Origin of the sequence: Draconibacterium sp. IB214405, assembly GCF_033963885.1 — a bacterium.
Taxonomy (GTDB): domain Bacteria; phylum Bacteroidota; class Bacteroidia; order Bacteroidales; family Prolixibacteraceae; genus Draconibacterium.
On record NZ_JAXBMA010000001.1, the window covers coordinates 1,465,707 to 1,492,685 of the forward strand.

19 protein-coding genes are annotated in these 26,979 nt (G+C 41.7%); 11 read left to right on the plus strand and 8 right to left on the minus strand.

All coding sequences use genetic code 11. From position 1 onward, the window contains the following. Positions 1–40 precede the first annotated feature (40 nt). The 3 genes from SLH46_RS05765 (at position 41) to SLH46_RS05775 (ending at position 5,553) form a co-directional block, all read left to right on the plus strand. Positions 41–1,639 carry a sulfatase family protein gene (locus SLH46_RS05765; protein ID WP_320280207.1) on the plus strand — a complete coding sequence of 533 codons (1,599 nt, stop codon included), beginning with the start codon at positions 41–43 and terminating at the stop codon, positions 1,637–1,639. Between the two features lie 208 nt (positions 1,640–1,847). Further along, the gene (locus tag SLH46_RS05770) at positions 1,848–3,077 is read left to right on the plus strand and encodes an alpha/beta hydrolase (RefSeq protein ID WP_320280208.1); all 1,230 of its coding nucleotides are present in this window, start codon (positions 1,848–1,850) and stop codon (positions 3,075–3,077) included. 118 nt (positions 3,078–3,195) lie between these two features. Beyond that, on the plus strand, positions 3,196–5,553 hold the full coding sequence (locus SLH46_RS05775; RefSeq protein ID WP_320280209.1) for an ammonia-forming cytochrome c nitrite reductase subunit c552: 2,358 nt from the start codon (positions 3,196–3,198) through the stop codon (positions 5,551–5,553). A 345-nt stretch (positions 5,554–5,898) separates the two neighbouring features. Here the strand turns inward: SLH46_RS05775 and SLH46_RS05780 are convergent, their stop codons facing one another. From SLH46_RS05780 to SLH46_RS05795, 4 genes are all read right to left on the minus strand, one after another. Beyond that, on the minus strand, positions 5,899–7,818 hold the full coding sequence (locus tag SLH46_RS05780) for a RagB/SusD family nutrient uptake outer membrane protein (protein ID WP_320280210.1): 1,920 nt from the start codon (positions 7,816–7,818) through the stop codon (positions 5,899–5,901). Positions 7,819–7,831: 13 nt separating this feature from the next. After that, positions 7,832–11,308, minus strand: coding sequence for a TonB-dependent receptor (locus SLH46_RS05785; protein ID WP_320280211.1), 3,477 nt, complete (start codon positions 11,306–11,308; stop codon positions 7,832–7,834). A 234-nt stretch (positions 11,309–11,542) separates the two neighbouring features. After that, positions 11,543–12,595 carry a FecR family protein gene (locus SLH46_RS05790; RefSeq protein WP_320280212.1) on the minus strand — a complete coding sequence of 351 codons (1,053 nt, stop codon included), beginning with the start codon at positions 12,593–12,595 and terminating at the stop codon, positions 11,543–11,545. 145 nt (positions 12,596–12,740) lie between these two features. Then, positions 12,741–13,328 carry an RNA polymerase sigma factor gene (locus SLH46_RS05795; RefSeq protein ID WP_320280213.1) on the minus strand — a complete coding sequence of 196 codons (588 nt, stop codon included), beginning with the start codon at positions 13,326–13,328 and terminating at the stop codon, positions 12,741–12,743. 250 nt (positions 13,329–13,578) lie between these two features. On the opposite strand from SLH46_RS05795, the gene SLH46_RS05800 reads away from it, so the two are divergent. The 6 genes from SLH46_RS05800 (at position 13,579) to SLH46_RS05825 (ending at position 20,342) form a co-directional block, all read left to right on the plus strand. Then, a complete protein-coding gene (locus tag SLH46_RS05800; protein ID WP_320280214.1) occupies positions 13,579–15,774 on the plus strand; it encodes an alpha-galactosidase in 2,196 nt (731 codons plus the stop codon). A gap of 490 nt (positions 15,775–16,264) precedes the next feature. After that, entirely contained in the window at positions 16,265–16,882 is a 618-nt protein-coding gene (locus SLH46_RS05805) for a class I SAM-dependent methyltransferase (RefSeq protein ID WP_320280215.1), read from the plus strand. Positions 16,883–17,229: 347 nt separating this feature from the next. Then, the gene (locus SLH46_RS05810) at positions 17,230–17,433 is read left to right on the plus strand and encodes a hypothetical protein (protein ID WP_320280216.1); all 204 of its coding nucleotides are present in this window, start codon (positions 17,230–17,232) and stop codon (positions 17,431–17,433) included. A gap of 352 nt (positions 17,434–17,785) precedes the next feature. Next, on the plus strand, positions 17,786–18,637 hold the full coding sequence (locus SLH46_RS05815) for a S1 family peptidase (protein WP_320280217.1): 852 nt from the start codon (positions 17,786–17,788) through the stop codon (positions 18,635–18,637). Positions 18,638–18,752: 115 nt separating this feature from the next. Further along, complete coding sequence (locus SLH46_RS05820; RefSeq protein WP_320280218.1) at positions 18,753–19,334, plus strand: hypothetical protein; 582 nt, start codon at positions 18,753–18,755, stop codon at positions 19,332–19,334. Positions 19,335–19,535: 201 nt separating this feature from the next. Further along, entirely contained in the window at positions 19,536–20,342 is an 807-nt protein-coding gene (locus tag SLH46_RS05825) for a DUF6090 family protein (RefSeq protein ID WP_320280219.1), read from the plus strand. A gap of 62 nt (positions 20,343–20,404) precedes the next feature. Here SLH46_RS05825 and SLH46_RS05830 read toward each other — a convergent pair whose 3' ends face one another. Continuing rightward, positions 20,405–21,673 (minus strand): DEAD/DEAH box helicase, encoded by a 1,269-nt coding sequence (locus SLH46_RS05830; RefSeq protein WP_320280220.1) that lies wholly within the window; start codon positions 21,671–21,673, stop codon positions 20,405–20,407. Between the two features lie 838 nt (positions 21,674–22,511). Between SLH46_RS05830 and yaaA the strand changes: the two genes are divergently transcribed. Continuing rightward, positions 22,512–23,279: a peroxide stress protein YaaA gene (gene yaaA / locus SLH46_RS05835; RefSeq protein ID WP_320280221.1), complete on the plus strand. Its 768-nt coding sequence runs from the start codon at positions 22,512–22,514 to the stop codon at positions 23,277–23,279. A gap of 260 nt (positions 23,280–23,539) precedes the next feature. On the opposite strand, the gene SLH46_RS05840 is transcribed toward yaaA, so the two are convergent. The 3 genes from SLH46_RS05840 to SLH46_RS05850 all read right to left on the minus strand — a co-directional run bounded on the left by SLH46_RS05840 (position 23,540) and on the right by SLH46_RS05850 (position 25,448). Next, positions 23,540–23,911: a DUF3127 domain-containing protein gene (locus tag SLH46_RS05840; RefSeq protein ID WP_320280222.1), complete on the minus strand. Its 372-nt coding sequence runs from the start codon at positions 23,909–23,911 to the stop codon at positions 23,540–23,542. A gap of 174 nt (positions 23,912–24,085) precedes the next feature. Then, positions 24,086–24,793 (minus strand): FKBP-type peptidyl-prolyl cis-trans isomerase, encoded by a 708-nt coding sequence (locus tag SLH46_RS05845; protein WP_320280223.1) that lies wholly within the window; start codon positions 24,791–24,793, stop codon positions 24,086–24,088. 43 nt (positions 24,794–24,836) lie between these two features. Beyond that, positions 24,837–25,448 (minus strand): FKBP-type peptidyl-prolyl cis-trans isomerase, encoded by a 612-nt coding sequence (locus SLH46_RS05850; protein ID WP_320280224.1) that lies wholly within the window; start codon positions 25,446–25,448, stop codon positions 24,837–24,839. Positions 25,449–25,714: 266 nt separating this feature from the next. On the opposite strand from SLH46_RS05850, the gene SLH46_RS05855 reads away from it, so the two are divergent. Beyond that, a complete protein-coding gene (locus SLH46_RS05855; RefSeq protein WP_320280225.1) occupies positions 25,715–26,959 on the plus strand; it encodes an ABC transporter permease in 1,245 nt (414 codons plus the stop codon). Positions 26,960–26,979 lie beyond the last annotated feature (20 nt).

Sequence of the window (26,979 nt, forward strand, 5' to 3'; positions counted from 1 at the left end):
TTTTAGCGTCAAATCAACTATTCTTAGAAAATATCTAGACATGACTAACAAAATTATTTCAACACGAATTTTATTACTTGCCGTGCTGGCATTTATTGGTTTTGGTTGTGCTACTTCGTCAAAAGAAGAAATCAAGGAGCGACCAAACATTGTGTTTATAATGAGTGATGACCATGCTTTCCAGGCGATTAGTGCTTATGGTGGTCCGCTGGCCGAACTGGCACCTACTCCAAATATCGACCGCTTAGCGGAAGGAGGAATGCGTTTTAACCAGTGTATGGTTACCAACTCGATTTGTGGCCCGTCGCGTGCTACAATTCTTAGCGGGAAGTACAGTCATCTAAATGGTTTTATTGATAACACCGGAGGTTCGCATTTCGACTTCAGTCAGAATTCGTATGCCAAAGTACTTCAGCAAGCCGGATATAAAACGGCGGTGATTGGTAAAATGCACCTAGGTGGTACACCTACCGGTTTCGATTATTTTGATATTCTTCCGGGGCAGGGACGCTACTACAATCCAACTTTTATTAACCAGGAGGGTGAGTATAAAATGGAAGGGTACACCACCGAAATTATTACCGACAAAACAATTAACTGGCTGGAAGGTGAAAAAGACTCGGGTCAGCCGTTTATGGTAATGATGTGGCACAAAGCACCGCACCGTGCGTGGGAACCCGGACCTAATGAGTTGGGAATGTACGAAAACACAACTTTCCCTGAGCCGGAAACACTCTATGACGATTACAGCACCCGCGATGCAGCTGCAAAAAACAACATGACCATCGCCACCACCATGCGTTTAAACTACGATTTAAAAATGAACGACGCGCCACGCGGTGGATTAACCGAAGAGCAACTGGAAAAATGGAATACCGTTTATCAACCCATTTTCGAAAAGTTCAAGGAAGAAAATCCAACCGGAAAAGATTTGGTGAGCTTCAAATATCAGCGTTACATGCGCGATTACCTGGCCTGTATTTCGGCGGTGGATAAAAGTGTGGGGAAATTACTTGATTACCTGAAAGAATCGGGTTTAGACAAAAATACCATCATTGTTTATTCTTCCGATCAAGGATTTTATCTGGGCGAGCACGGTTGGTTTGATAAACGCTGGATGTACAAAGAATCGTTAAATACGCCGCTGTTAGTCAGCTGGCCGGGAGTTATTGAAGCCGGTTCGGTGAACAATGATTTGGTGTCGAACCTCGATTTTGCCGAAACGTTGATTGACGTAGCCGGTGCCGAAATTCCTGAAGAAATGCAGGGACGAAGTATTCTGCCCATTTTAAAAGGCGGAACGCCGGACGACTGGCGCGATGCACATTATTATCATTACTACGAACATCCGTCGGAGCACTCGGTAATGCGTCACTACGGAATCACCACCAAAAAATACAAGCTAATTCATTTTTACTACGACATTGATGATTGGGAATTGTACGATCTGGAGAAAGATCCGATGGAAATGAATAACCTGTACAACGATCCGGCTTACACTGAAGTTCAGGCGCAGTTACATGTGCAGTTGGAAGAATTACGCAAACAGTATGGAGATAACGACGAACTCAACCAAAAATTTATTGATAAATACAAAGATAAGGTAAAAGCCAATCCACGAATTGAATATTGGAAATAGGGTTTGCTGAACGAAGCAAAATTGAATTTTTATATGTTTTGTTTCTTGAGATGTTCAAGAACAGCCCTGAAAATATAGATCATTGCTATTGAAAAGTTAAATTTATAGAACGTTAGCATTTTATGTTCGCTTGGAATATTACAGGATGATCATAAATGGCGTAAAAAGAAGACCGATGCTGATATTCTAATAACTAAAACTAAAACCAATGATTCAAAAATCAATTATTCTTGTCTTTCTGATCGTAGTTTCGTGTTCAGGAATTCTACAAGCTCAAAAAACATTCTCTGTAGCTGTTGACGAAGTTAAAAACGGAAAAATCAAAGTTCAGCCTGCAATTCCAAAAGACGGGCAGGTAGCTGAGGGAACTGAATTAACCATTACTGCAAAGGCCGATAAAGGCTATGTGCTTGATGCTGTTTACTATTCGGTAAAAGGACGCTGGGGGGCCATGTATCACGAGTGTACAGCTCCAACTTTTAAGGTGGTTATCGATCAGGATAAAAACCTGGGCGCTTCGTTTATCGATAAGGAAGAGGTGAAAAACCTGATGGTTGCCTCAAATATTGTGTATGCTCAACCCGGAGTTAAAAAGCTAAAATACGATGTGTTTGCACCCGAAGGAGCTAAAAATCTTCCATGTATTGTCATTATTCATGGTGGAGGATGGATGTCGAATACCGAGGATATTATGCGCGGAATGGCGCGTGAATTGGTAAAAGATGGCAAATATGTTGTTTTCAGCATCGATTATCGTTGGGCCGGTAAAGGGGATGGCGACGAGGTTGGAAATACCATGCCCGATTTAATTAGTGATGTTTTTGGAGCCATTGCACACATTATGGAGCATGCTAAGATTTATGGCGGCGATCCAACACGTATTGCTGTTACCGGAGACAGTGCCGGTGGACATCTTTCGGCTGTTGCTGCAACCATGCCAAACAAAATTGGCGACGGTGGTTTTGGTAAAACTCCCGGTGTATTCGAATTTATGCCTTCGTACATTCCAAAGGACAAAACCGTTGAGCAGGTGAGAGATGAAATGATGGCAGCCATTCAGGTAGCCGCACCTAGTTATGGTGTTTTTGGTGGCCAACTTCTAAATCATTATTCTGAAGATCCTAAAGCCGACGATACATGGAAAGAAGGAATTGCTCCATTAAGCAATATTCCAAATGCTGAAGAGCGTCAGATTCCACATTATCTTACACGCGGTACTACTGATATGCTGATAAAAGATGAGATGGTACAGTCCTACGTCGATGCATTGGAAGCAGCCGGACAACGAGTGAAGTACGATCAGGTGGAAGGTGCAGGCCATGCCTTTTTCGATTGGAAACCTGATGACAGAACAAAAGCAACTTTTGCAGAATACGGTATCAAGTATATCGGTGAAATGGAAAACTTCTTTGATTCAGTATTTTATCCAAGTAACTAACATTATCTAACTATAAAAAGGGCAGTTTATTCTCGTTATGAATAAGCTGCTTTTTTATTTTACAAATTCTGAATTTTGTATCTTGCCCAATCAACTCAATGATGCTAAACATTTAATTATGAATTTCCAGAAATCCCGATTATTGGTGGTTGTTGCAGTATTGGCAGCAACAATTTCCTGCAAACAAAGACCAAAAGAGGTAAGCAACGAATTCTCCGGATCGGAAAGTTGTATCGAATGTCACGAAAACTTCTATAAACTTTGGGAGCCGTCGTATCATGCACAGGCTATGATGCCGATAAATGCAGAATTTATGGCCGAGCACCAGCTCCCAGACAGCGAACCAATTGATGTGGAAGGACACCAGTTTCAGGTGGAATTTAAAGATTCTACGATGGTGCTTTATGAACGCGATGGAAACGATTTGGTAAATACCTACGATGTAATCTGGGCAATGGGTGGACATAATGTTTATACTTTTCTCACGCCGTTTGAGAAAGGAAAACTACAGAACATTCCATTGGCTTTTGATGCCAACCGCAAAGAGTGGTTCAATTATCCGATGGCCGGTATGCGCCATTTTGGAGGAGATTCGCCCGATGATGAAGCTTTGCCATGGAAAGACGATATGTTTGCTTTTAACACCGGTTGCTACAGTTGTCACATCAGCCAGTTGAATACCAATTACGATTTGGCAACTGATACTTATCACACTACCTGGAAAGAGCCCGGAATTAACTGCGAAACCTGTCACGGGCCGGCGGGCGAGCACGTTCGTATTTTTAAGGCATTAAAAGAAGGCGAGGAGGCTGATGAGTTGGGCCTGATCAGTACCAATGTGTTTACGCAGGAACAGCATGTTGCATCCTGTTCGCCTTGTCATGCAAAAATGAACCCGATTACGCCAAGCTATATGCCCGGCGATAAGTTTTTCGACAATTATAATTTGACTACGCTAGAGGACCGTGATTTTTACCCCGACGGTCGCTCGTTAGGAGAGAATTATACCATGACCGAGTGGATGATGAATGCGTGTGCTGAAAACAGCGAGTTGCATTGTGTTACCTGTCATACTTCGAGCGGACGTGACCGGAATAAGGACAATCCTAACCAGGCTTGTTTGAAATGCCATAATAACCGTACTCAGGATTTAGAGACACACACCGGGCACCCGGCTTCGGCAGGACTCACCTGTTTAAGCTGTCACATGCCAAAACGTGAATTTGTAGGTCGCTTCCTGCGCAGCGATCATTCGTTCCGTCCGCCAATGCCCGAGGCAACCATTAAGTTTGGTTCGCCAAATGCGTGTAATTCCTGTCATAAGGATAAAACGCCCGAGTGGGCCAATAAAATCGTTAAGGCGCGCCCCAATGGCAATTACCAGGAAGAAACACTTCGATGGGCGCAGCTGATAAAAGAAGCCCGCGAAATGAAGTGGGAGAATGTGGATAAGATGTTTGAATATGTACGTGATCCTAAAACCGACGATGTAGTGGCTAATTCTTTTATCCGCTTGTTGGGGAATTATCCTGATGCTTCGAAAGCTGAAGTACTGATCGACGCATTAAACAACCAATCGGAGCTGGTGCGTTCTTCGGCAGCATACGGCTTGGGAGGCATATTTACCGATGAGGTAAAAACAGCCCTGCTGAAAGCTTGTCAGGATGACATTCGTTTGGTGCGCATACAAGCCGCGAATTCGATTTTAACGTTCCCGCAAGACCAATTCACCGCCGAACAACAGAAAGTAATTAGAAGCGCCGAAAAAGAATATGTAGCGTCGATGACTTCGCGCCAGGATAACTGGAGTAATCATTACAATCTTGGTCTGTATCATCAGAATAAAGGAGAGATGACCGAGGCGCTGAATTCTTACGAAACGGCAGCGCGTTTATATCCGCCGTCGGTATTGCCGCTTATCAACAGCAGTGTGTTGTATTCGTATGTGGGCAACAACGAAAAGGCCGAAGCCAACCTGCAAAAGGTGCTGGAATATGAACCAAATAACGAAGCAGCTAACCTGAATCTCGGATTGTTGCTGGCCGAGCAGGGCCGTATGGATGGAGCCGAAAAAGCTTTAAGAACAGCGTTGGAAGCAAACCCCGAAAACCAACCGGTTGCCGCCAAGAACCTGAGTGTGATTGTGGCACAACGCGGCGATTTTGCAGGGGCCGTAAAATATGCCGGAATAGCGTATAAAACACGTCCGGAAGATCCTGATTACGGTTATACACTGGCGTACTACCAATTGCAAAATGGTCAGGTTTCTGCAGCTAAAAAGACCTTGGAAAAAGTGATCAATACATCACCTGAATACCTTTCGGCAACGGCATACCTGGCCGAGATTTACGTTAACGAAGGCAATAAAAACGAAGCTATAAAACTCTACAAAAATGCACTAAAGCTGGAAGGTATTGCAGAACAGGACCGAGCTGCTATTCAGCAAACCATAACGATGTTACAGCAGAGCATGTAGGGGAGGAAAGGATAAAAGATTAAATATAAAGGATGAATGCTAGTTGTAGCTTCAATTAATGCAATCTTTTTGGGAATAATTATATCTGAGGCATCTATATTCTAGCCTGTCAAATTGAATTCCCGGTAAACCAACTCATCTGTTTCAACTCAATTAATGTCTGGCCAATTAGCCCGATCATTTAAACAAAAACACATCGCCACATATAAAAAAAGAGGAGACATTTTGCCTCCTCTTTACCAACAAAAATCAATGCGAAAGATGTAGTGTTGTGATTTTTAATCCAATATTTTAGCTTAAAAAGAGACCAAATCAAAAGTCTCTTTTTAAGTATTTGATCTGATCCTACCAACCAGTATTATCAGGTAATAAGTTCGGATTCAATGCAGTTTCTTCCAGCGGTAATGGCAACAGATAGTATTTTTCCAACCATCCTTTTCCGATTAACGCCTGGTTTGCAAAACGTTTTACGTATCCTTCACCTTCTGCAGTTTTTTCAACATCGTTGAAGTTCGCATCAACCAGGTCGATATTATATACTTTGCTGTATACATCACCTGATGATTTATCGGTGTAGTCGGCATAACGTAAATAACATCCAACAACATTACGGTTAATGTACCACGGTGCGCGTTTCCAGCGACGTACATCATCGAAACCGGCGCCTTCACCTAATAGCTCAACGATACGTTCGCGGCGGATCTCCCAAAGAACAGGGTCAACTGTCTGGTCACGCATAGGGTCGAAATCAGCACCGATTGCAGCCACGTCCATATTGGCAACACCCGCTCTTGCTCTCAATTTGTTAATTGAAGCATCGGCAGCAGTCTGATCGAACGAACCCAGTTCCCATTTTGCTTCGGCATAATTCAGGTACACTTCACTCATATGGAAAATAGGCATATCAGCTTCATTCAAACCTGCAGGCTTGTTAACCTCCCATTGGTTATAATACCTGAAGAAAGTATAACCGGTAGTCGATTTAAGATAGGCTGTTCCATATTTATCGATATTCGGAGAAAGCGGAACATTCTTGGTATTTGCAAAGTTTGATGCAGGCAGCCTTTTGCTGGTTTCGCTTGGGAAAATACCCGGCATCAGATCAACGTACTCATTGTAATCGACGTTGAATTCCTCAGGAAGTGCATAACTAAATGCTGCAGAGGCTGCATCGTAGAAAGGCGGAACTACACTGGCGTACAAACGCTGATCGCGATTGCGAAATTGATCAAACATGGTAAGATCGCCCGCATATTCAGTGTTAGCTGCGTTATGAATTGGCAAACCGTTTTGAGTCAGGTACAAATCAACTGTATGTTTTGGAACTTCCCAACCATTTGCACCGGTACGACAGTAGCGGCCGATAAAATGGGTCACAACACCGGTTATAAACTCTTTATAAAGAATAACTCCCGGATTTGATGCCAAACTTGGACTGTTAAACAATTCGTCGTAAGTTCCCAGTCCCGGGTGCGAAGCCATTAATTCTTCAGATGCACGAACCGATTGCTGCAACAAGGCTGTGCGGCTGTATTTGGCATCGCCGTCGCTAACAGCATGGTATTTTCTCCAGGTACCTTCAAACAAACCAATTCTTGAAATCAGGAACTGAACAGTGGCTTTATTAATCGTATTCTCGCCATCGCCATCTTCTTTTATGTTCTCCTCAGCATAAAGCAGGTTGTCCATAATATTGTCGATAACGGTTGTACGGCTGTCACGTGGAGCGTCTTTTAACGGATCAACTTCCGAAATTGGTTGGTCGATCCATGGCACATCGCCAAAGCGTGCTACCATTTCAGCATACAAAAATGAATGGAAGAAATAGCCTACCGAACGCCAGTGCGCTTTATCTTCATCCGACATTTGCGAGTCGTCGATATTGGCCAACATGATGTTTACGCGGCGAATATAAGAGAAACTCCAGCCCCCGGTTGCGTAATTCCAGTAGGGACCGGAATCGCTTGCTCCTGCAAAAGTTGTTGCCACCTGGCTGGCATAGTCGTTCGGTGCATTATCCATGTACGACAGGTAACCTGCATACATGTCGCCACGGGCAGGCCCGCGATAGCTGTTAATTGTACGGGTTATACCAGCATAGTCCATCATAATATCGTACATACCCCAGGTGTATGTTTTGAAGTTATCATAGGTTTCGAAAGCTGTTGCTTCTGTTTGCGATTCAATCGGATATTTTTCCAGAAAATCGTCGTTACACGAGACAAACAACAGCGCGATGTATATTGACAAAATAATCTTTTTCATAATCATTGTGCTTTTATAGTGTCAGGTTAATACCAAATGAATAAGTCGCGTAAAAAGGATATCCCCATCCCAGTCGTTCTGGGTCAACACCTTTTGTAAGGCTCGAGAATGTTAAAATATTCTCACCACTGAAGAAGACCTTACCGGCAGCAAGACCGATACGGCTCATCGTTTGTTTTGGGAAGGTATAGCTTAAGGTCACGTTTTTCACCCTCAGGTAACTGGCATCAGAAAGGTATTTGGTTTGTACCCTGTAGTTAGAGCTTCTGTTCTCGTTTTCACTGTAGATACGTGGCAGGTATGCATCTGGATTTGCAGCAGTGAAATCTCCATTTTCCATATCAACCGGCTGCCAGTAATCCAGGTTGTCCTCGTATACACCAACATAGTGCAAGGTTGGGCCAAACATCAGGTCGTTTCTTACCCAGGCATCTCTTTTGCCTGTTCCCTGTAAAAGAACTGATAAATCGAAAGCTTTCCAGCCAGCATTGGCATTAATACCATACTGGTAGCGTGGTGTACTGTTTCCAATAATTTTTCTGTCGCCAGGTGCATAAACCGTATTTTCGCCTGTACTGATAATGTTTGCTTCGTCACCGTCGAGGTTTACAAATTTCACATCACCAGGTTTTGCTGTATAACCATTCAAACTTGGAACACCTTCTTTTAATACAAAGTTGCTTAGGTCGGAGAAATCATCTGCAGTGTAGAAACCATCAGTTACATAACCCCAGATTTCTCCCAATTCCATTCCTTCGCGGTAGTTGCTGTTTGTAGCAGCATCGTAGAATAAACCGGCTTCGTTGTCATATTTTGTGATAACTGATTTTGAATCGAACAGGTTAAAACCTACTCCATAACGCCATTCACCTATACGATCTTTCCACTGAACGCTTAATTCCCAACCTTTTGTTTCCAGGTCGGCAGCATTTTGATCAGGAGCACTTGCACCTACAACGGCAGGAAGTTGTACTCCGGGAGCCAACATACCGATTGTATTACGTTTGTACCAGTCGAAAGTAGAACTTAAACGGCTGTTCAACATGGCAATGTCAAATCCAAAGTCAAGCGTTTGAACTACTTCCCATGAATAGTCGGTACGTACCAATGCCGGAGGATTCAACGTTACAGGAAACTGACCGTTCACCAACCACGATGCCAATCCTGCTGACATTGTTGGCATATAACCGTATTCGGCAACACCGGCCTGGTTACCCAGTTCACCGTAAGAAACACGCAGTTTTGCAAGGTCTAACCAATCGTTGGTATCGTCCATAAACGATTCGCTGTCGATTCTCCAACCCGCCGAAACTGATGGGAAAAATCCGAAACGTGTATCAGTCGGGAATTTTGAAGATCCGTCGTAACGGCCATTCACTTCCAGAAGATACCTGTCTTTGTAGTCGTAATTCAAACGGAAGAAACCACTTCTGATGGCATATTGCACAAAACGATCGCTTACATAATAGATGCCGGTAGCACTTGTAAATGACGGTTTTTCAGGATTGATCATTTGGTTGGCATTCACAGCCAGTGCTTCATAATCGCGTGTTTCCTGCGAATAACCGGCCATTGCTTTAAAATTATGTCCGTCACCCAGTTCTTTGGTGTACGATGCATAAGCATTAACCGAGTTAAGTGCGATGCCCGTTTTGGTGTTGTAATACCTTGGATCTCCTGATTGATTGTCCACTGAATTTGAGATCTTGATCATATCAGTAGCATTGGTATATCGCTTGTAATCTCTGGTGTTCGATTCGTAAGTATATTCCAGAATAGCTTCAAATCCTTTAAAAGGATGAATAGCAGTTCTTGAAAACAATCGGGTGTTTTCGGTTACCCATTTCGACGGATCGGCGTAACGAAGGAAGTTGGCCGGAGTGAATACCGGGTAAACGGTACCTTCAAGATCGTAGCTGGCCGGCATCGATCCGGTTGGTGTTACAACCGGGTCGGAAGTTTTAAATACCGACCACATTTCGCCATCCTGTACATAACTTCTGTTCGACTTTGTATAACCAACATCAATCGATTGAGTCAGCCAGTCGGTAACATCGGCACTGATGTATGATGTTAGGTTGATACGGTCGAAATTATCTTTATTGGTAATAAGCGGACCATTTTGGTCGGTATAACCCATTGCCATACGGTACGAAAGTTTTTCGGTACCACCGGTAGCCGAAACGTTGTGCGTTTGCTGGAATCCATAATCATCAAGGATAGCCTCCTGCGGATTTCCTGCAGTGAGGTAATAATAGTAATCTTCACCTGCCGGTATAAAGCGACCATCTTCGAAATAATCGCCCGAATGATTTGCTGCAAATCCACTCGGATCGGCATTGTATTCATTTACATAACCGATATAATCGTCGATATTTACGTTGTTCAAAAGCGGCGCATTCAGGAAATCTTTCATGGTTTCCAGGTAGTCGATAACCGAAGCTTGTTGCGGACGGTTAATTGCAGTCTGGAAAGCAAAGTTATTTCCGTAATTCAGTGTGAAAGTTTCTCCTTTTTTAGCTTTTTTGGTGGTGATAAGAACAACACCAAAAGCACCACGTGCACCATAAATTGCAGCCGAAGCAGCATCTTTTAATACCGAAATTGATTCAATATCTTCAGGATTCAACAAATCGATTGATCCCGGTACGTTATCAATTAAAACCAGTGGTTCGCCCGACGAAGTTGGACTGTCTCCTAAACTTGCAATAGAAGTAATACCCCTGATATTTAAACTTTTCGATTCACCCGGAGAAGAACCTCCTGTTACCTGTAACCCAGGAATTGTTCCCTGCAGGGCGCTGGCAACACTTGTTACCGGACGATCGCCAAGAACTTCATCCATTTTTACCTGTGCAACTGCACCGGTGAGGTTAATTTTTTTCTTGGTACCATAACCAATGGCAACAACTTCATCCAAACCAATGGCATCGGTTACCAGGCTAACATCAATTGATGATTGCGTTCCTACTGCAACTTCTTGCGTGCGCATACCAACAAACGAAAATACCAGCGATGCACCATCGGGTATGTTTGTTACGGTATATTTTCCATCAACATTGGTAACAGTGCCGTGTGTTGTTCCGCTAATAAGTACGGTAACTCCTGGCAAAGGCAAACCGCTGTCGTCGGTTACAGTACCGCTTACCGAACGTTGCTCTTGATCGGAAAGTAAGTCATTACTGGTCTCATCGGTTGTAAGAACAATAAACCGGTCTTTTACCACATAATTTACATCGGTACCATCGAAAACTTCATGTAAAACCTGATCGATTTTACTGTTTTCGAAATCCACCGAAACTTCGCGGTTCACATCAATTAGTTTACCGCTGTACATAAAATAGAATTCGCTTTGATTCTCGATTTCGGCTAGCACTTCCTTAACGCTGGTGCTTTCCATCTTCAAGCTAAGCATTTTGGTTTGTGAATAGGTTTTTCCGGCTAAGGCAAAACCTACTGACATCAAAATCAAAAAGGCCGTTAATCTCATAATACGAAGTAATTTTTTCAAGCCGGAGACATTATTACAGTCCCGACTAAATGTCATTTTTTTCATACATTTGTACTGATTAGGTTGAACTTACCCTGTACGACATTACAGGGATTAAAAACTTATCTCTTGCAGGGAAATGGGCCAACATTTCCCTGTTTTCTTTCCTCTTGGTTCTAATAAATTTTTTAGTGTTTATTTACATAGGCAATTCGTTTAAGTGTAGTTAGTCAGTTATTTTTTTTCAATTATTATCACTTGTGTTGAATAAGTTCCGTCGGCTAATTTTTTGCGTGGAAGTATCCGGTATTTAACCGGCGTTGCAATAGCCATTAAATCGAGAATTTGGGTGAGTGGTTCGTCGACAAAGGTTACGGTGTAGATAAAATCCTGAACCTCCTTATCGACCTGTATTTCGACATTGAACATCCGGCTGAGTTTTTTTGCTACTTCTGATATCGGAGTATCTTCAAATACCAGTTTCCCATCAATCCAGCCAATGTGTTTTTCTATGTTTCCGCGGGTGCTGATAATATCGCCGGTTGTAGTATTGTATGCCACGTGTTGTCCGGGAACCATCGTGCCTATCGATTTTATACTGCCATCGGCAATGTTTTGGTCGAGGCATACTTTACCGTCCACCAGTGTGGTTTTTACCTCTTCGTCGCCGCGGTAGGCCAAAACATCAAAGGTTGTTCCCAGAGCAGTAACGTCAATACTACCTGCATGCACCACAAAAGGCATATCGGGATTATGCGCCACTTCAAAATAGCCTTCGCCTTCGAGTTTTATTTCGCGTTTATCGCCTGAAAAAACCTGCGGATATTTCATTCTACTGCTGTAGTTCAAATGAACTTTCGAACCATCGGACAATTGCACAACCGTGCGCGAACCAATAGGCGCAATAATTTCGAGCGAATCAACTACTGCCTCGGCATAAGTAGTCTGTATCGATTTTTTTTCGGAATGCGTGTAATATAAAAATCCAAAAACGGGAATCAACAGAATAGCTGCTGCGCGGGTAAGCCAGTCGATAACAGTTAATTTACGTTGCTTGGGTTGAACCGAAGAAATGCTTTCGATTTTTTGCCTCACTTTGTCGTACAGCTCCGTGAATTTCTTGTCAACACTCAGATTTTCGGGAGCCGAATAAGCATCCCAGTCGTTGCTAAGCAGTTTTTTCCCTTCAGCAGAAGACGCTCCTGTTTTAATCCAGCTTAATACTTCTTTAAGCTCTTCTTCCGAACACTTGTTATTCAAAAATTTATTTAGCAGTTCCTGGTTCATGATTCAATTGTAAAAGCACTTCCCTTATTTCAGGGAAGTACTACTAACTAACTTAACTTTACTCCATGAAAATCATTGACTTCATGCTATTCACATTGTAAGACGCAGAAAGAAAAGCGAGGGAGTATAAGAAATTGGACTTTTTTTAAGAAAAAAATAAGGTTATAAAAAGCGTGCTCATTGTCAGTGAGTTACTCATCCGGGTTCTTAGGAATTCCAAAGCATTAGAAACATGTTTTTTTACCGTATTAACCGATATTCCCAATTGTTGGGCGATTTGTTCGTGGCTTAATCCTTCGTCGCGGCTGAGTATAAAAATTTCGCGTTGGCGCTCGGATAGTTCGTTCATCAGCGACCGAACTTTTGCATTGAGTTCGCTGTAATGAATTTCATCGATAACCGTGGGAGCCTGATTGATTTCCTGAATAGAAAACAGGTGTTCGATGTGTTTTTGTTCGCTGGCCCGTTTTCGTAAAAGCGAAATAGTAGTGTTGTAAGCCACGGTAAAAAGAAAGGATTCAAACGACTCGAACTTTTGAATCTTATGCCGCGATTCCCAGATCTTTACAAAAACCTCCTGCACGATTTCGTCGGTATCGTCTTCGGTTTTCAGGTAGCGATAAACAAAACCATACAGTTTCTTAAAATAACGTTCGTAGATGATGTAAAAGGCCACCTGATCGTCTTTGCAGAGTTGCTCAATAAGCTCCTTATTTGGTTTTGTATTGCTCAATATGTTTATCTGATGAATAGAACAAAAATATCAAAACTTTTCACATCAGCTAATTTGCGGCCTGCGGCGGCGGCTTCTCTACTGCGAATCGGAGCACGATTGAGTTGATTACCTGCTGAGAATCGGAAAAAATAAATAAAGAAAATCGCGGGTAACAAACGGATACCCCATTTGAAACAAAATATACCCGTGTAGGTATTTTCCTTTGTATCTTCGTCCTTCTAAATAGAAACAATTAAATCTAATAATCATGAGAAGCATTTTTTCAGTGATAATCGTTTTATTGCTATCTGCCGCTGTTTATGCGCAGGAAACGATCATTCCCATTTCAACTTCTGATAACCTGATGTTGCTGCAAACATCGCCCGATGGCCGTTTAAATACCGTGTATTTTGGCGAACCGCTGGAAAATGAAACCGAATATGCAGCTGTTGCGCGAGGCTACAATTTACTCGATAACAACGGAGCAATTAACAATGCAACATACACCACCGCCGGAACATGGAACTTGGTGGAGCCGGCCATGGAGGTGGTACAAAGCGATGGCAATACTTCGCTGGAATTAAAATACGTGAGCCACACTTCGGAAGCTACTTCGGATAATGCAGTGCTGACAACAATTGTTTTGGAGGACGCACAGTATAAATTTCAGGTGAAGCTGTTTTACAAGGCGTGGACCAACGAGAATGTAATTGAGCAGTGGACCGAGATTCAACAAAACCAGAAAGATGCTGTAACGCTGAAAAAGTTTGCATCGGCGAACCTGTTTTTTACCGGTAACGAATTTTACCTGACCAGTTACGGTAACGAATGGGCCAAAGAAATGCAGCGCAACGAGGAGAAATTAACGCGTGGAATAAAATCCATCGACTCTAAACTCGGTACTCGTGCTTACTTGCTGCAGTCGCCAAACTTCATTCTTTCGTTCGATGGCAAAGCTGCCGAAAATAACGGAACAGTGGTAGTGGGGCAGTTGGCCTGGAGCTCGAACTTCCGCTACGATTTTGAGGTAGATCCGCAAGGCAATGTTCGTTTTATCGCCGGTATTAATCCGTTTGCGTCAGAATATGTATTGCAGCCGGGCGAGGTGTTTAAAACGCCCGCTTTGGTTTATGTGGTGTCGCACAAAGGAACAGGCGAAGCCAGCCGCAACCTGCACAGCTGGGCGCGCGATTACCGTGTGCTGGATGGAAATGGCGAACGCCTGACGCTGCTGAATAACTGGGAAGCGACCTATTTCGATTTTGATGAAAACAAATTGACCGCCCTGTTTAAAGACGCTAAAGAACTGGGTGTTGATCTATTTTTGCTCGACGATGGCTGGTTTGCCAACAAGTATCCGCGTAACGGCGACAATGCCGGTCTGGGCGACTGGGATGAGAACGTTAAGAAACTGCCTCACGGCATTGGTTACCTGGTAGAAGAAGCCACACAAGAGGGGGTAAAATTCGGTATCTGGATTGAGCCCGAAATGGTAAATCCAAAAAGTGAATTGTACGAAAATCATATCGATTGGGTGATCCGTCAGCCGGAGCGCCCCGAGAAATATTTCCGTAACCAGCTGGTGTTGGATCTGTCGAATCCCGAGGTGCAGGACTTTGTATTCGGCGTGGTGGACAAGCTGCTCTCTGAAAATCCGGAGCTGGCTTTTATTAAGTGGGATTGCAACTCGGTAATTTACAATGCGCATTCGGCTTATCTCGAAAAAGAAGGTATTCCGCAAACACATATTTACATCGAATACACCAAAGGCCTGTACAAGGTGATGGAGCGTGTGCGCGAGAAATTCCCGAAAGTACCGATTATGCTATGTTCGGGTGGTGGCGGCCGTGGCGACTACGAGTTGTTTAAATACTTTACCGAGTTTTGGCCAAGCGACGATACCGATCCGCTGGAGCGCGTGTTTATGCAGTGGAATTATTCGTATTTCTTCCCGTCGATTGTTACTGATTGCCACGTAACTGACTGGAGTGGTCTTCCGCTAAAATACCGCGTTGATGTGGCCAGCATGGGTAAATTGGGTTTCGATATTGTTGCCCACGAGTTGAGTGAAAACGATTTGACATTTGCCAAACAGGCGGTGCAGAATTACAACTCGTTTAAAGATGTGGTGTGGCATGGCGACCAGTATCGTTTGGTCAATCCGTACGAAAACGATTTTGCCGCGCTAATGTATGTGAACGAAGAAAAGAGCAGGGCAGTGGTGTTCAACTACCTGTCGAACTTCAGGTATAAACAAACGGCGTCTGTGCTTCCGGTTAAGTTTGTCGGTTTGGATGCAGCCAAAAAATACACCGTAAAAGAACTGAACGTATACCCGGGACGACGCTCGTGGATCGATGCTAAAAAAGAGTATTCGGGCGATTTCCTGATGAAAGTGGGTATTAATCCGCATATAACTTTGAACAGCACCAGTGTTATTTTGGAGGTGAACGAGGTGGAATAGAATGAATGCCGAATGATGATTAACGATTTTTGATTTTAGAAGGAGTTGGTAGCAGGCAAATAACAATAGGCAATGAGCCCCATCGGGGCAAAATGTCGGTAGAATGAATGCCGAATGATGATTAACGAATTCAGATTTTTGAAGGAGTTGGCAATAGGCAAATAACAATAGGCAATGAGCCCCATCGGGGCGAAATCAAATAGCCCGGTGCGTGAGCACCGGGTTTTTAATATCCAATAACCGCCAGGCAAAACGTCCCGTAGGGACGAGATGTCGGTAGCGCGGTGCGTAAGCGCCGGGATTCAATAAATCGGTAGAATGAATTGCGAATGATGATTGACGATTTCAGAAGGAATAGGCAACAGGTAAAACGTCCCATCGGGACGAAATGTCGGTAGCACCGGGTTTATTATTGGTTGTGAATCCCGATGATAATTATTATTTTTCCGGCAATTCTTCCCGGGCAAAAGAATAATAAAGGAGAACGATAATGGATCGGAAAAAACATTGGGAAGAAATCTACAAAAGTAAAAATACCACGCAGGTGAGTTGGTTCCAGGCTTCACCTACAACATCACTACAGTTTGTAAAAGAGTTTGAGCTGCCAAAAACGGCCCGTATTATCGATGTGGGCGGGGGCGACAGTTTAATGGTTGATCGTTTACTGGAAATGGGCTACGGCAACATTACCGTGCTCGATATCTCGGAAACTGCCATTAATAAGGCTCAGCAGCGGCTGGGAGAAAAAGCCAGAACGGTGAAGTGGATCGTTGCCGACGCAGCAGAATTTCAACCTTCCGAAACCTACGATTTCTGGCACGACAGGGCGGCCTTTCATTTCCTGACCGATAAGCAGGAGATCAGCAGTTATGTCGATACGATCCGTTCGTATGTAAAACCGGGGGGTTACCTGGTGTTAGGAACCTTCTCGGAACAAGGCCCCACAAAGTGCAGCGGCATAGAAATAAAACAGTACTCCGAAACGACGATGACCAGCCTGCTAACGGATTTCTTTAATAAAATCAGGTGTATAACTGTCGACCATAAAACTCCCTTTAATACCCTTCAGAACTTTGTTTTTTGCAGTTTCAGGAGATTGGCAGTGTAAGACATTCGTCACTACTAGTCACTAGTCATTAGAAACGGCTATCGCGCCGCTTATGCACGGCTAAAGCCCAAGGTTAGTGAACTCCCCTGCTCGCGCCGATTTGTAATCGGTGTGTCTTCGATAGAATTGAAATCAACTTATCAGCCTGTGGCTGAGGTACAGATTACAAATCTGCGCCAGCGAGTGATTAATTCATTATAAATAAATATCCCCTTGCTACTAGCCTTGTAATAATCAGCATTTATAGAATTTCGCAGATTGAACTTTTTGGGATAATATCTGAACCTTTTTGAGCAAAATGCCGGACAGAAAGCCCACATCTTTGTACCGAACAAATAAACAATCAGATGAAACTATTAGATGTACTACAGATAATCACCTTTTTTGCCGGATCAATTTTATTCGGTATAGGAACAGGAAACCATTCAATCCTTATGATGGGAATTGGAATTGCTTTGATGATATTGGCCGTATTAAACCAAATTGCCATCATAAATCAACAAGAACGTAAAATGAAAAGCGGAATGAGTATCGGAAACGATAAACTATAAAAGAAAAGCAGAAGCATTTTTAATGCTATTTGTTTAAGTCGTTAAAAACGACAATACGTTCATCCCTCGTTGCAAACGAGGGATAGAGGGGTTGCTTACTGCTTAACCCCGGGCTTAAGCCCGGGGTTAGTGAAGTCCCGCCGGTAAACGGGCTTTAGCCCTTACTTTTGTATACCTCTGCTTTTCGTTGACCCCATATTGTTTTTGTTAAACAGAATAGTAACTTTAAACAAAAAAGAATCAACCCGTTGAATACTTATTCTGTAATAACAATAAAAAAATTGACCTCATAATAGTATGTTTAGTGAATTGTAGTTTACTTATATGTTACGATCAATTAAAAAAATCGAAAATGAATAAATACATTCTGACAATCCTAATCTTAATTCTGTTCTCCACAGTTTCTTATTCTCAATATACCATTGATAAAAATAAGATAATTGAAACGGCTCTCTTACTTGAATATAAAATCGGAAATCAAACTAAATTTGGTAGTGGGTTTTTAATAAGAGACAATACAGCAGTTGGTGATTTTGTATATTTAATTACAGCAAAACATGTACTGGGAAAGACTGACTCAAATGGTAATTTTTCTCTTTTTGGAAATGAGTTAGAAATAACTTATAGTGGAGATATTTATTCTGAATCAGTAAATAAGGTCGTTATAGATATTGCAAATTTATTGAATCATAATTTAGTGAGATTCAATGAAGGAAATGATGCTGCAATAATATTCTTGGCTAAGATAATCGATAACAAAATGAATTATGCTTCAGTAGCAAATTTTAAGCAAAAAGTATCTCATGGAAATTCTTGGACAACGATAGATTCAAAAATGCTTGTTTCCTTTGAGGATGTTAAAATTGGGAATGATGCTTTTATTTTTGGATATCCAAAAACATTAGGATTAGGAAGATATCCTCAGTATGATTATGAAAAACCATTATTGCGTAAAGGTGCGATTGCAGGAATTTATCGGACAAAAAAGACAATAGTAGTTGACTGCCCATCCTACGGGGGGAATAGCGGAGGACCTCTTTTTACCATTTACCCCAAAGAAAAGAAACTTAAACTTACAGGGATTGTAGTAGAATATATTCCGCAAATATCAAAAGTAGAAATGAATAACTCCGGATATATGGTTGCAGTCTCTTCAGACATCATAATAGAATTATTGGATACATTTAGAGAAAAGAAAAGCTGAATGTAACAACGAGCATATTGTAAAGTGGTTTAATACTCGCCCGCAAGCACCGATTTGCAATCGGTGTGCAATACGAAAAAAGTAAAATCAGTTAAAAGCAATAATATATAGATAAATGAACCAATTGCAAGAATATATTGACAGAGTTTTTAGTTTTGAAAAGAATCAAGACCCAACAAATTACGAAGAAAGAGTTGGACCTCCTGAAGCATTACCTGCTGTAATTGGTAGAATTTCAATGAATTTCCAATCCCTCGAAGATGAATTAAGCATTAGAATAATTCAATTGCTAAACATTGACAAAGAAATTGGAGAAATTATTACTGCTGAATTATCATTTAAGAATAAGGTGAACTTATTTGCTTCTCTTTATTATAAACTAAAAGCGCGCTTCGAATTTACTATTATGGTTAGAAACTATGAAGATGAATATTTCAAGGAACTAATAAAAGCACTTAATCGGTGTGAAGAATTTAGAAATCAAATTCTTCATTCAAGTATTATCAAAGACTGGAGTACAAAACAAATATTTCGAACGAAGACAACCGCAAAAGCAAAGAAAGGATTAAATAAAATAAATCAGCAGGTTGACATACCATACTTATTTAATGTCGCTGACTATATCATAGGAATGTTAATGGAGTTAGAAAACTTCTTTATAGATTTTAAAATAAAAACTCAACCTAATAATCTGTAAATTTTATATCAGATTTGGTGGTATGCGAGAATCTTCCGCTCGTGCCGATTTGTAATGGGTGTGTCCTCGATAGAATTGAAATGAACTTATCAGCCGATGGCTGAGGTACGGATTACACCTGCCTGCGGTAGGCAGGAATCCGCACCAACGTAGGAGAACTTGCAAGTGACCGCTAGCCTTTATTAAAACTAAAAACGAACTATGATAACATTCTTTCGAAAATTAAGAGCCTCTTTGCTTGCAGAAGGAAAAACAGGTAAGTACCTGAAGTATGCTATTGGAGAAATTATATTGGTGGTTATCGGAATCTTGATCGCCTTAAGCATTAACAATTGGAATGAAGACAGAAAGGAAAGTTCGATTGAACAAAATTATCTGAAACGATTACTTATTGATATTGAAAGTGATTATGGAACGCTAACCCTTTCTAAAGGCCTTTCACAGGAAAGAATAAATCAAATCAATTTATTAACGGATGTTATTAAAAATCCAGTTCTGGTAAATAAAAATCCGAAACAAATTATCGTTAGTATTGAAAAAATATCGTGGCGTTCTTATTTACCTCTTTCAAGAATAGTTTATAATGAATTGTTAAGTTCCGGAAACATGTCTTTGATTAAATCCGAGAATCTGAGAGAATTGTTGTTAAAATACTATGGTACTGCGGACCATTGGGAAATGATTTTAAATCAAGACGATTGCCAGAAAGAGTTTATCCAAGGAACAGCAGGTTTGCTATCAGCAGAGATCTTAGCTGCAATAGAAAATTCGGAATGGATTGATAGTTCAAAATCAACTCATTTTATTGATATTAACATTGAAGAGGAAGAGGTTGCCAGAATTGTTGAGGAACTTTCTTCAAATAGCGAAGCGATTAGATGGATGCCTAAAATATATCATTATCATGTTTTGTCGGAAAAGATAATTGAGAATTTATTATATCAAAATGAAGCATTGAAAAATTTAATTTTAAGTGAATTAAATGATACTACAACCGCTAATAATTAGTGATAGTAGGCCTCCGCTGGCGCGGATTTGTAATCCGTGCCCTGTTCGAAACATACTAACTCTTACCTCCTTTTCCTTCTAAATCCCGGATTTTGATTTCCGCGCTTTTTGTTTCGGTTGGCAAAAAACTCCTGTCGTTTACGTTGTTTTTCTGCTTCAAACTCTTTCTTTTCGCTGGCGTTCATCGGCCTGTCGGTCTGCGGAAAAGGATTGTTGTTGGCTGTCGGAATCCGTAGTTTTATCAACTTCTCAATGCTTTTTACATAGGCATTTTCTTCCGGTTCGCACAGCGATATCGCCACACCTTCTTCGCCGGCCCGGCCACATCGGCCAATACGGTGTACATAGGTTTCGGGCTCGTTGGGTATGTCGTGGTTAATCACATACCGCAGTTTGTCAATGTCAATTCCTCGTGCCGCAATATCGGTGGCTACCAATACGCGTATTTCTCCTTTTTTAAACCGCAATAAGGCCTTTTGGCGTTGGTTCTGACTCTTCTCGCCATGAATGGCCGCACTCTCGATATTTTTATTCCGCAGGTTGCGTACAATACGGTCGGCACCATGTTTGGTCCGCGAAAACAGCAGTACCTGCTCTATGTCTTCGTTTTTAAGAATGTGCAACAGCAAGTCCTTTTTATCGCTTTTGTTGGTGAAATAGATGTGCTGTTGTATGGTTTCGGCAGTTGAGGAAACCGGGTTCACCGCCACCTTTTTCGGATTCACCAGAATTTGTTGCGAAAGCTTCAGTATTTTGGTTGGCATAGTAGCCGAAAAGAACAACGATTGCCGCTGTTTGGGAAGAATCTTCAGCAGTTTATTAATGTCGTGAATAAACCCCATGTCGAGCATCCGGTCGGCCTCGTCCAGCACAAAATACTTTACATCGCGCAACGAAATATGCTTCTGGTCGATTAAATCGAGCAGACGGCCGGGTGTGGCAACCAGTATGTCAACACCTTTTTGCAGTTGGCGTACCTGCGGATTTTGCGGCACACCACCAAAAATAACGGTGTTTTGCAGGTTGCTGTATTTGCCATACGCGTTAAAACTTTCGCCAATTTGTATGGCCAGCTCGCGGGTAGGGGTAACCACCAGCGATTTTATCTGTCGTTTACCCTTTTCGTGGCGGGTAGTGTTTATTAAATGCTGAATGATAGGAATGGCAAACGCGGCCGTTTTACCGGTTCCGGTCTGGGCACTTCCCAAAACATCGTTTCTTTCTAATACCAGTGGAATTGCCTGCGCCTGAATGGAGGTTGGTTCCGAGTAGTTTTCATCCTTTAATGCCTTTAATATGGCAGGATGTAATTTTAAATCTTCAAATTTCATTATTGTTTTCTATGGTAAACAAGGGCTCACAAAATAATAACCGTGAATAAAGAGCACATTGCTACCAAAACGCTTCCCCTCTGTTTTTGTTCTAATCCGCTGCAAAGATACTACAATTAATAACTTCGCACCATTGAGGTAATTTTAGGGTTTTCGAGCGTTGTCTGCAGACACAATCAGGTTCTGTTGCAATTGTCCTTTTTCTGAAAGTCAAATGAAAGTTAATCGCAAAATCTGCTTCGAAATTTATAGACTCACCCTGATTGTGCCTCTCTATTGTAGCTACCCTTTACACAAATATTTTACGCTCAATTTCTGAACGAAGATTTATATATGAGGCGCATGACACGTTTCATTTTCAATTTGTTTTTGCATTTGCGCCTGTTCTAATGCTTAACATTAACCCCGGGCGACACTTATCGCCATCCGGCGGTTCGTTTGCCCGGGGCTAAATTATTACGGACTTTCAGCCCTATAACATATTTACTGTTGGATTATAGTAAAAAAAACAGAGCGCTGAAAGTGCGTTTTGTTATAGCCCAGGGCAGAGTAATTCATCGAATTACGTCGCCCTGGGTCAGGATAATTTGGTTTGAATCGTCCGGCGAAAGGAAATGAACGAAGCTAATTGGTTCCTCCGGACGAAATTTAACGCGAATATCCATAAGAAAATGTGTATAACGGTTAGAGGAGGGAGTGAGGGAGAGTTAGTTGAAGTATAGTTTTGCTTTCATCGCTGTGGGTATTTTTTCATAGAAGTTTTAAAACCGAATAAATACCAACGTACTGAACATTAAAAAAGAAAAGCTGTTAATTTTGAAAAAGAAAATCAGAACATATGCTAATAGTAATATCTCCGGCAAAATCGCTGGATTATAAAACACCGCCGGTAACCGCAACATACACCATGCCCGACATGCTCGACGAGTCGGAAAAGATACTTCCGAAACTGCGGAAAATGAAACCGAAACAACTCTCGGAGTTAATGGGAATTTCTGCCACGCTGGGGCAATTAAATTACGATCGTTATCAAACCTGGCACCAGCCGTTTACACCCGAAAATGCCAAACAAGCTGTACTGGCTTTTAGCGGCGACGTTTTCCAGGGACTGGAAGCACCTACCATGAGCGAAGAACAGTTGCTGAAGTTACAATCGAAGTTGCGGATTCTGTCCGGTCTGTACGGCGTGTTGCGCCCGCTTGATTTGATGCAACCCTACCGTTTGGAGATGGGAACAAAGATTAAAATACAACGATCGGCTGATTTGTATGCGTTCTGGAAAAACAAAATAACGCCAAAAGTGCAGGAAGCGATTGATGAGTCGGGCAGTAAGGTTTTGATCAACCTGGCATCGAACGAATACTACAAAAGTATCGACACCAAAAAACTGGATGCAGAGATTATTATTCCACAGTTTAAAGACATGAAAAATGGTCAGTACAAAATGATCTCGTTCTTTGCCAAAAAAGCACGTGGCCTAATGACTCGTTTTATTGTTGAGAACGACATTAACAATGTGGATGACTTGCAGGCTTTTGACTCGGATGGTTATGTGTTTAATCCACGTTTATCGAAACCGGGTAATCCGTTGTTTACGAGGGGGTAACTTGGTCACTGGTCATTAGGCACTGGGCTATGAGACAATGATAACTGCGACTGTGAGAAATTGTCAAACTGTTGAATAGCTAAAATGTTGGCGCCGGACGCCGGAACTGAGACTGTACACTGCGACTGAAAACTTGTAACCTGCAACCTGTAACAGATTTCTCCTCATTCTTCGTCGAAATGACAACAAACAAAAATGCCATCTCTGTATCAAACAAAGATGGCATTTTCTATTATCGTTAATCTTTTATCCTTAATCCTTTAGAAAGGAAGATCTCCTGCAGCATCGTCAGCTGGCTCCGGTGGAATGTCGGTCATGCCAAATTCCGGTGGAGGTTCAGGGAAGTTACCGTCGTCGCTCACCTTGTCAATTTTCCATGCATTAATGTTGTGGAACCAGCGTCCGTTATACTCGCGCGATTCCATGTTAAAGGATACATCAACTTCTTCACCTGCAGACAATCCCTTAATTAAATCAACTTTGTCGCCAAACAAGGTGAAACATACCTTGCGTGGGTACTGTTCGTCGGTTTCAATTACAAATTCCTGTTTGCTCCACTCTTTTCCAGCCCGGCTAACTCCTGATTCAGGTTTTAAAATCTGATCAATTTTTCCTTTTACACTTAATGCCATTTCCTAATTTTTAGTTTCAGGAACGAAGATAAAAAAAGAAACCCTTTGCCTAAAATCAGACAAAGGGTTTTTTTCAACAAGTTTTTGTCATTTCGAACGAAGAGAGAAATCTGTTATTGCAACACTCTGAAGTGTGAGATTCCTCAGTCGTTCCTCTTTCGGAATGACAGTTTGTTATTCTTTTACAATTTCCAGTAGTTCAACTTCGAAAACCAAAGCTGCGTTAGGACCAATAGGACCTCCCGGGCGTGGATTTGCACCGTAAGCTATATCAGAAGGAATGAAAAGTTTCCATTTCGATCCAACAGGCATTAATTGTAATGCTTCTGTCCATCCCGAAATTACCTGGTTAACACCAAATACAATAGGCTCGCCACGATCAATAGAACTGTCGAAAACAGTACCGTCGATTAATGTTCCGTGGTAATGAACACGCACTTTGTCGGTTGCACCTGGTTTTTCACCTGTGCCTTCAGTAAGTACTTCGTATTGTAATCCGCTTTCGGTAGTTACTACACCTTCGCGTTTTCCGTTTTCTTCCAGAAATTTATTTCCTTCTTCAAGGTTTGCCTGTGATTCGCGCTCGCTTGCACTACGAATGAAATTCTGAACAATTGCGTTTGCTTCTTCAGCTGTAATTGTTACATCTTCTCCAACAGTTACCAAGCGGAATGCCTGAGCCAAAGCTTCCAGGTTAATTTCATCACTTCCCGGTAACGATTCTAATTGCTGATTGTTATTTGAACCAACCAAAACACCAATTGCATAACTAACTGAGTCGGCGCTTGTTTCAAGTTTAACGTTTGCAGGGCCGCCTTGCTGACAAGATGTTGCACCAACAATTAAAGCCACTACGAAAAGATAAATAATACTGTTTTTCATCTGTTAAAGTTTTTTTGGTCGGTAACGACCGTATTTTTTATGATTATACTATTTCAATTAATTCAACCTCGAAAATCAGGGTAGCGTTTGGCCCGATAACTCCGCCTGCTCCATTTGGTCCGTAAGCCATGTTTGAAGGAATGAAAAGTCTCCATTTCGATCCAACCGACATCAATTGTAAAGCTTCAACCCAACCTTGAATTACTCCGTTAACCGGGAAAGTTGCAGGTTGTCCGCGCTCTACCGAACTATCAAATACAGTTCCGTCGATAAGTGTACCGTGGTAATGACATTTTACCTGATCGGTGGCTGTTGGCAAATCACCTTCGCCTTCGTTTATTACTTCGTATTGTAGTCCGCTTGGCAATTCAATAACGCCTTCTTTTTTTGCATTTTCTGCTAAGAAAGCAGCACCCTCCTCAAGGTTTTGGTTGCCATCAGCAGCTTGCGATTCTGCCATAAATGATTCTAGAATCTGGTTGGCGTCTTCAGGTTTCATTCTTGGAGGAATGCCTGAAAATACATCCTGAAGTGCTGTAATAAAAGCTGTTGGATGTACGGTTTTTACACCTGACTGGATAAGATTTGCTGAGATGCTCATGCCCAGCGCATAACTAAACTTTTGTAAATCGTCTTTTAATTCGAAATCTGCCATCTTAATTTTTTCTGAATTCAAGTTGGCGAAGATAAGGTAATTTTTTGGTAATAAGATGATTGATGTTTTATTATTTGGTAATGAATGTTAAAACGAAAAAAAATCGGTTTTGCGGGTAATTATTCCGACTAAACTTTTACGAATGAATTATATAACGCAATTAAGCTTGAACAGAATATTTGTATAACTTGCAATTGATAATACCGATTTAAAACCATGCAATTAACTTATCGGAACGAACAAAACCGAATGACAATTTTGAAGTAATGAAATCGACAACACTATTTTTCGAAAATATTAGGGTTGCTATGTCATCGGTGAAAAGCAATTTACTACGTACCATTTTAACCGTATTGATTATCGCAGTTGGTATAACCGCTTTGGTCGGAATTTTAACAGCTATCGACTCCATAAAAAATTCAATTACCAGCGAGTTTGCAACAATGGGAGCAAATACTTTTTCAATAACAAGCGGTGGACTTCGTACACAGGGAAATATTCGTTACCGGGTAAAAAACTATTCCTATATTTCATACTATCAGGCTCAGGAGTTTAAGGAAAATTTTGATTTCCCTGCCACTACATCAATTTCGGTCTCATCAACGGGAGCGGCAACATTAAAATATCAATCTGAAAAAACAAATCCGAATATTTCAGTTCGTGGAATTGATGAAAGCTACCTTGGTACAGCCGGTTACGAAGTGGGAACGGGCCGGAGTTTTAGCGATCAGGATATACAAGCGGGCCGAAGTGTGGTTTTATTAGGCAGCGAATTGGCCAAACGATTGTTTAAAGGTGGAGAAAATCCATTACAAAAGGTAATAAGTATCGGTAGTGGGAAATACAAAGTGGTTGGCGTATTAAAAGAAAAGGGGAGTGGTTTTGGAACGAACAGCGATATGGTATGCTTTATTCCGTATTCCAATTCGCGGGCATATTTCTCGCGCCCAAATATGAATTTTGATGTACAGGTGAAAGTTGACCGGCCGGAACTGATGGATGCAGCAGTTGGACAAGCTGAAGCTGCGTTTCGAATTGTTCGAAACCTGGATCCGCTCGACGATTCCGATTTCAGTATCGAAAAAAGTGATAACCTGGCCAATATGTTACTCGAAAATATTAAGAATATTACGCTGGTTGCTACAATCATCGGGCTAATAACTTTGTTTGGTGCTGCAATTGGTTTAATGAATATCATGTTGGTGACGGTTACCGAACGTACCCGCGAAATCGGAGTACGAAAAGCCATCGGTGCAAAAGGCTCAACTGTAAAACAACAGTTTCTAATCGAAGCTATTCTAGTGGGGCAAATTGGTGGTTTTGTGGGGATTATCCTTGGAATCCTTGCCGGTAACGGAGTGGCAAAATTAATTGGATCGCCATTCTTTATTCCCTGGACCTGGATAATTCTGGGTGTGGTTTTGTGTTTTTTTGTAGGAATAATTTCGGGTTACTACCCGGCGCAAAAAGCATCAAAGCTCGATCCAATCGAATCGTTGCGTTACGAGTAATCGAAAGGCAAAAGTAACCA

Excerpts from the sequence above, each read along its gene's own strand:
- SLH46_RS05780 (WP_320280210.1), bottom strand. The coding sequence starts at position 7,818 with ATGAAAAAGATTATTTTGTCAATATACATCGCGCTGTTGTTTGTCTCG.
- SLH46_RS05850 (WP_320280224.1), bottom strand. The coding sequence starts at position 25,448 with ATGGCAGATTTCGAATTAAAAGACGATTTACAAAAGTTTAGTTATGCG.
- SLH46_RS05830 (WP_320280220.1), bottom strand. The coding sequence starts at position 21,673 with ATGAAATTTGAAGATTTAAAATTACATCCTGCCATATTAAAGGCATTA.
- SLH46_RS05790 (WP_320280212.1), bottom strand. The coding sequence starts at position 12,595 with ATGAACCAGGAACTGCTAAATAAATTTTTGAATAACAAGTGTTCGGAA.
- yaaA (WP_320280221.1), top strand. The coding sequence starts at position 22,512 with ATGCTAATAGTAATATCTCCGGCAAAATCGCTGGATTATAAAACACCG.
- SLH46_RS05820 (WP_320280218.1), top strand. The coding sequence starts at position 18,753 with ATGAACCAATTGCAAGAATATATTGACAGAGTTTTTAGTTTTGAAAAG.
- SLH46_RS05775 (WP_320280209.1), top strand. The coding sequence starts at position 3,196 with ATGAATTTCCAGAAATCCCGATTATTGGTGGTTGTTGCAGTATTGGCA.
- SLH46_RS05805 (WP_320280215.1), top strand. The coding sequence starts at position 16,265 with ATGGATCGGAAAAAACATTGGGAAGAAATCTACAAAAGTAAAAATACC.
- SLH46_RS05800 (WP_320280214.1), top strand. The coding sequence starts at position 13,579 with ATGAGAAGCATTTTTTCAGTGATAATCGTTTTATTGCTATCTGCCGCT.
- SLH46_RS05840 (WP_320280222.1), bottom strand. The coding sequence starts at position 23,911 with ATGGCATTAAGTGTAAAAGGAAAAATTGATCAGATTTTAAAACCTGAA.
- SLH46_RS05855 (WP_320280225.1), top strand. The coding sequence starts at position 25,715 with ATGAAATCGACAACACTATTTTTCGAAAATATTAGGGTTGCTATGTCA.
- SLH46_RS05825 (WP_320280219.1), top strand. The coding sequence starts at position 19,536 with ATGATAACATTCTTTCGAAAATTAAGAGCCTCTTTGCTTGCAGAAGGA.
- SLH46_RS05765 (WP_320280207.1), top strand. The coding sequence starts at position 41 with ATGACTAACAAAATTATTTCAACACGAATTTTATTACTTGCCGTGCTG.
- SLH46_RS05785 (WP_320280211.1), bottom strand. The coding sequence starts at position 11,308 with ATGAGATTAACGGCCTTTTTGATTTTGATGTCAGTAGGTTTTGCCTTA.
- SLH46_RS05770 (WP_320280208.1), top strand. The coding sequence starts at position 1,848 with ATGATTCAAAAATCAATTATTCTTGTCTTTCTGATCGTAGTTTCGTGT.
- SLH46_RS05810 (WP_320280216.1), top strand. The coding sequence starts at position 17,230 with ATGAAACTATTAGATGTACTACAGATAATCACCTTTTTTGCCGGATCA.
- SLH46_RS05845 (WP_320280223.1), bottom strand. The coding sequence starts at position 24,793 with ATGAAAAACAGTATTATTTATCTTTTCGTAGTGGCTTTAATTGTTGGT.
- SLH46_RS05815 (WP_320280217.1), top strand. The coding sequence starts at position 17,786 with ATGAATAAATACATTCTGACAATCCTAATCTTAATTCTGTTCTCCACA.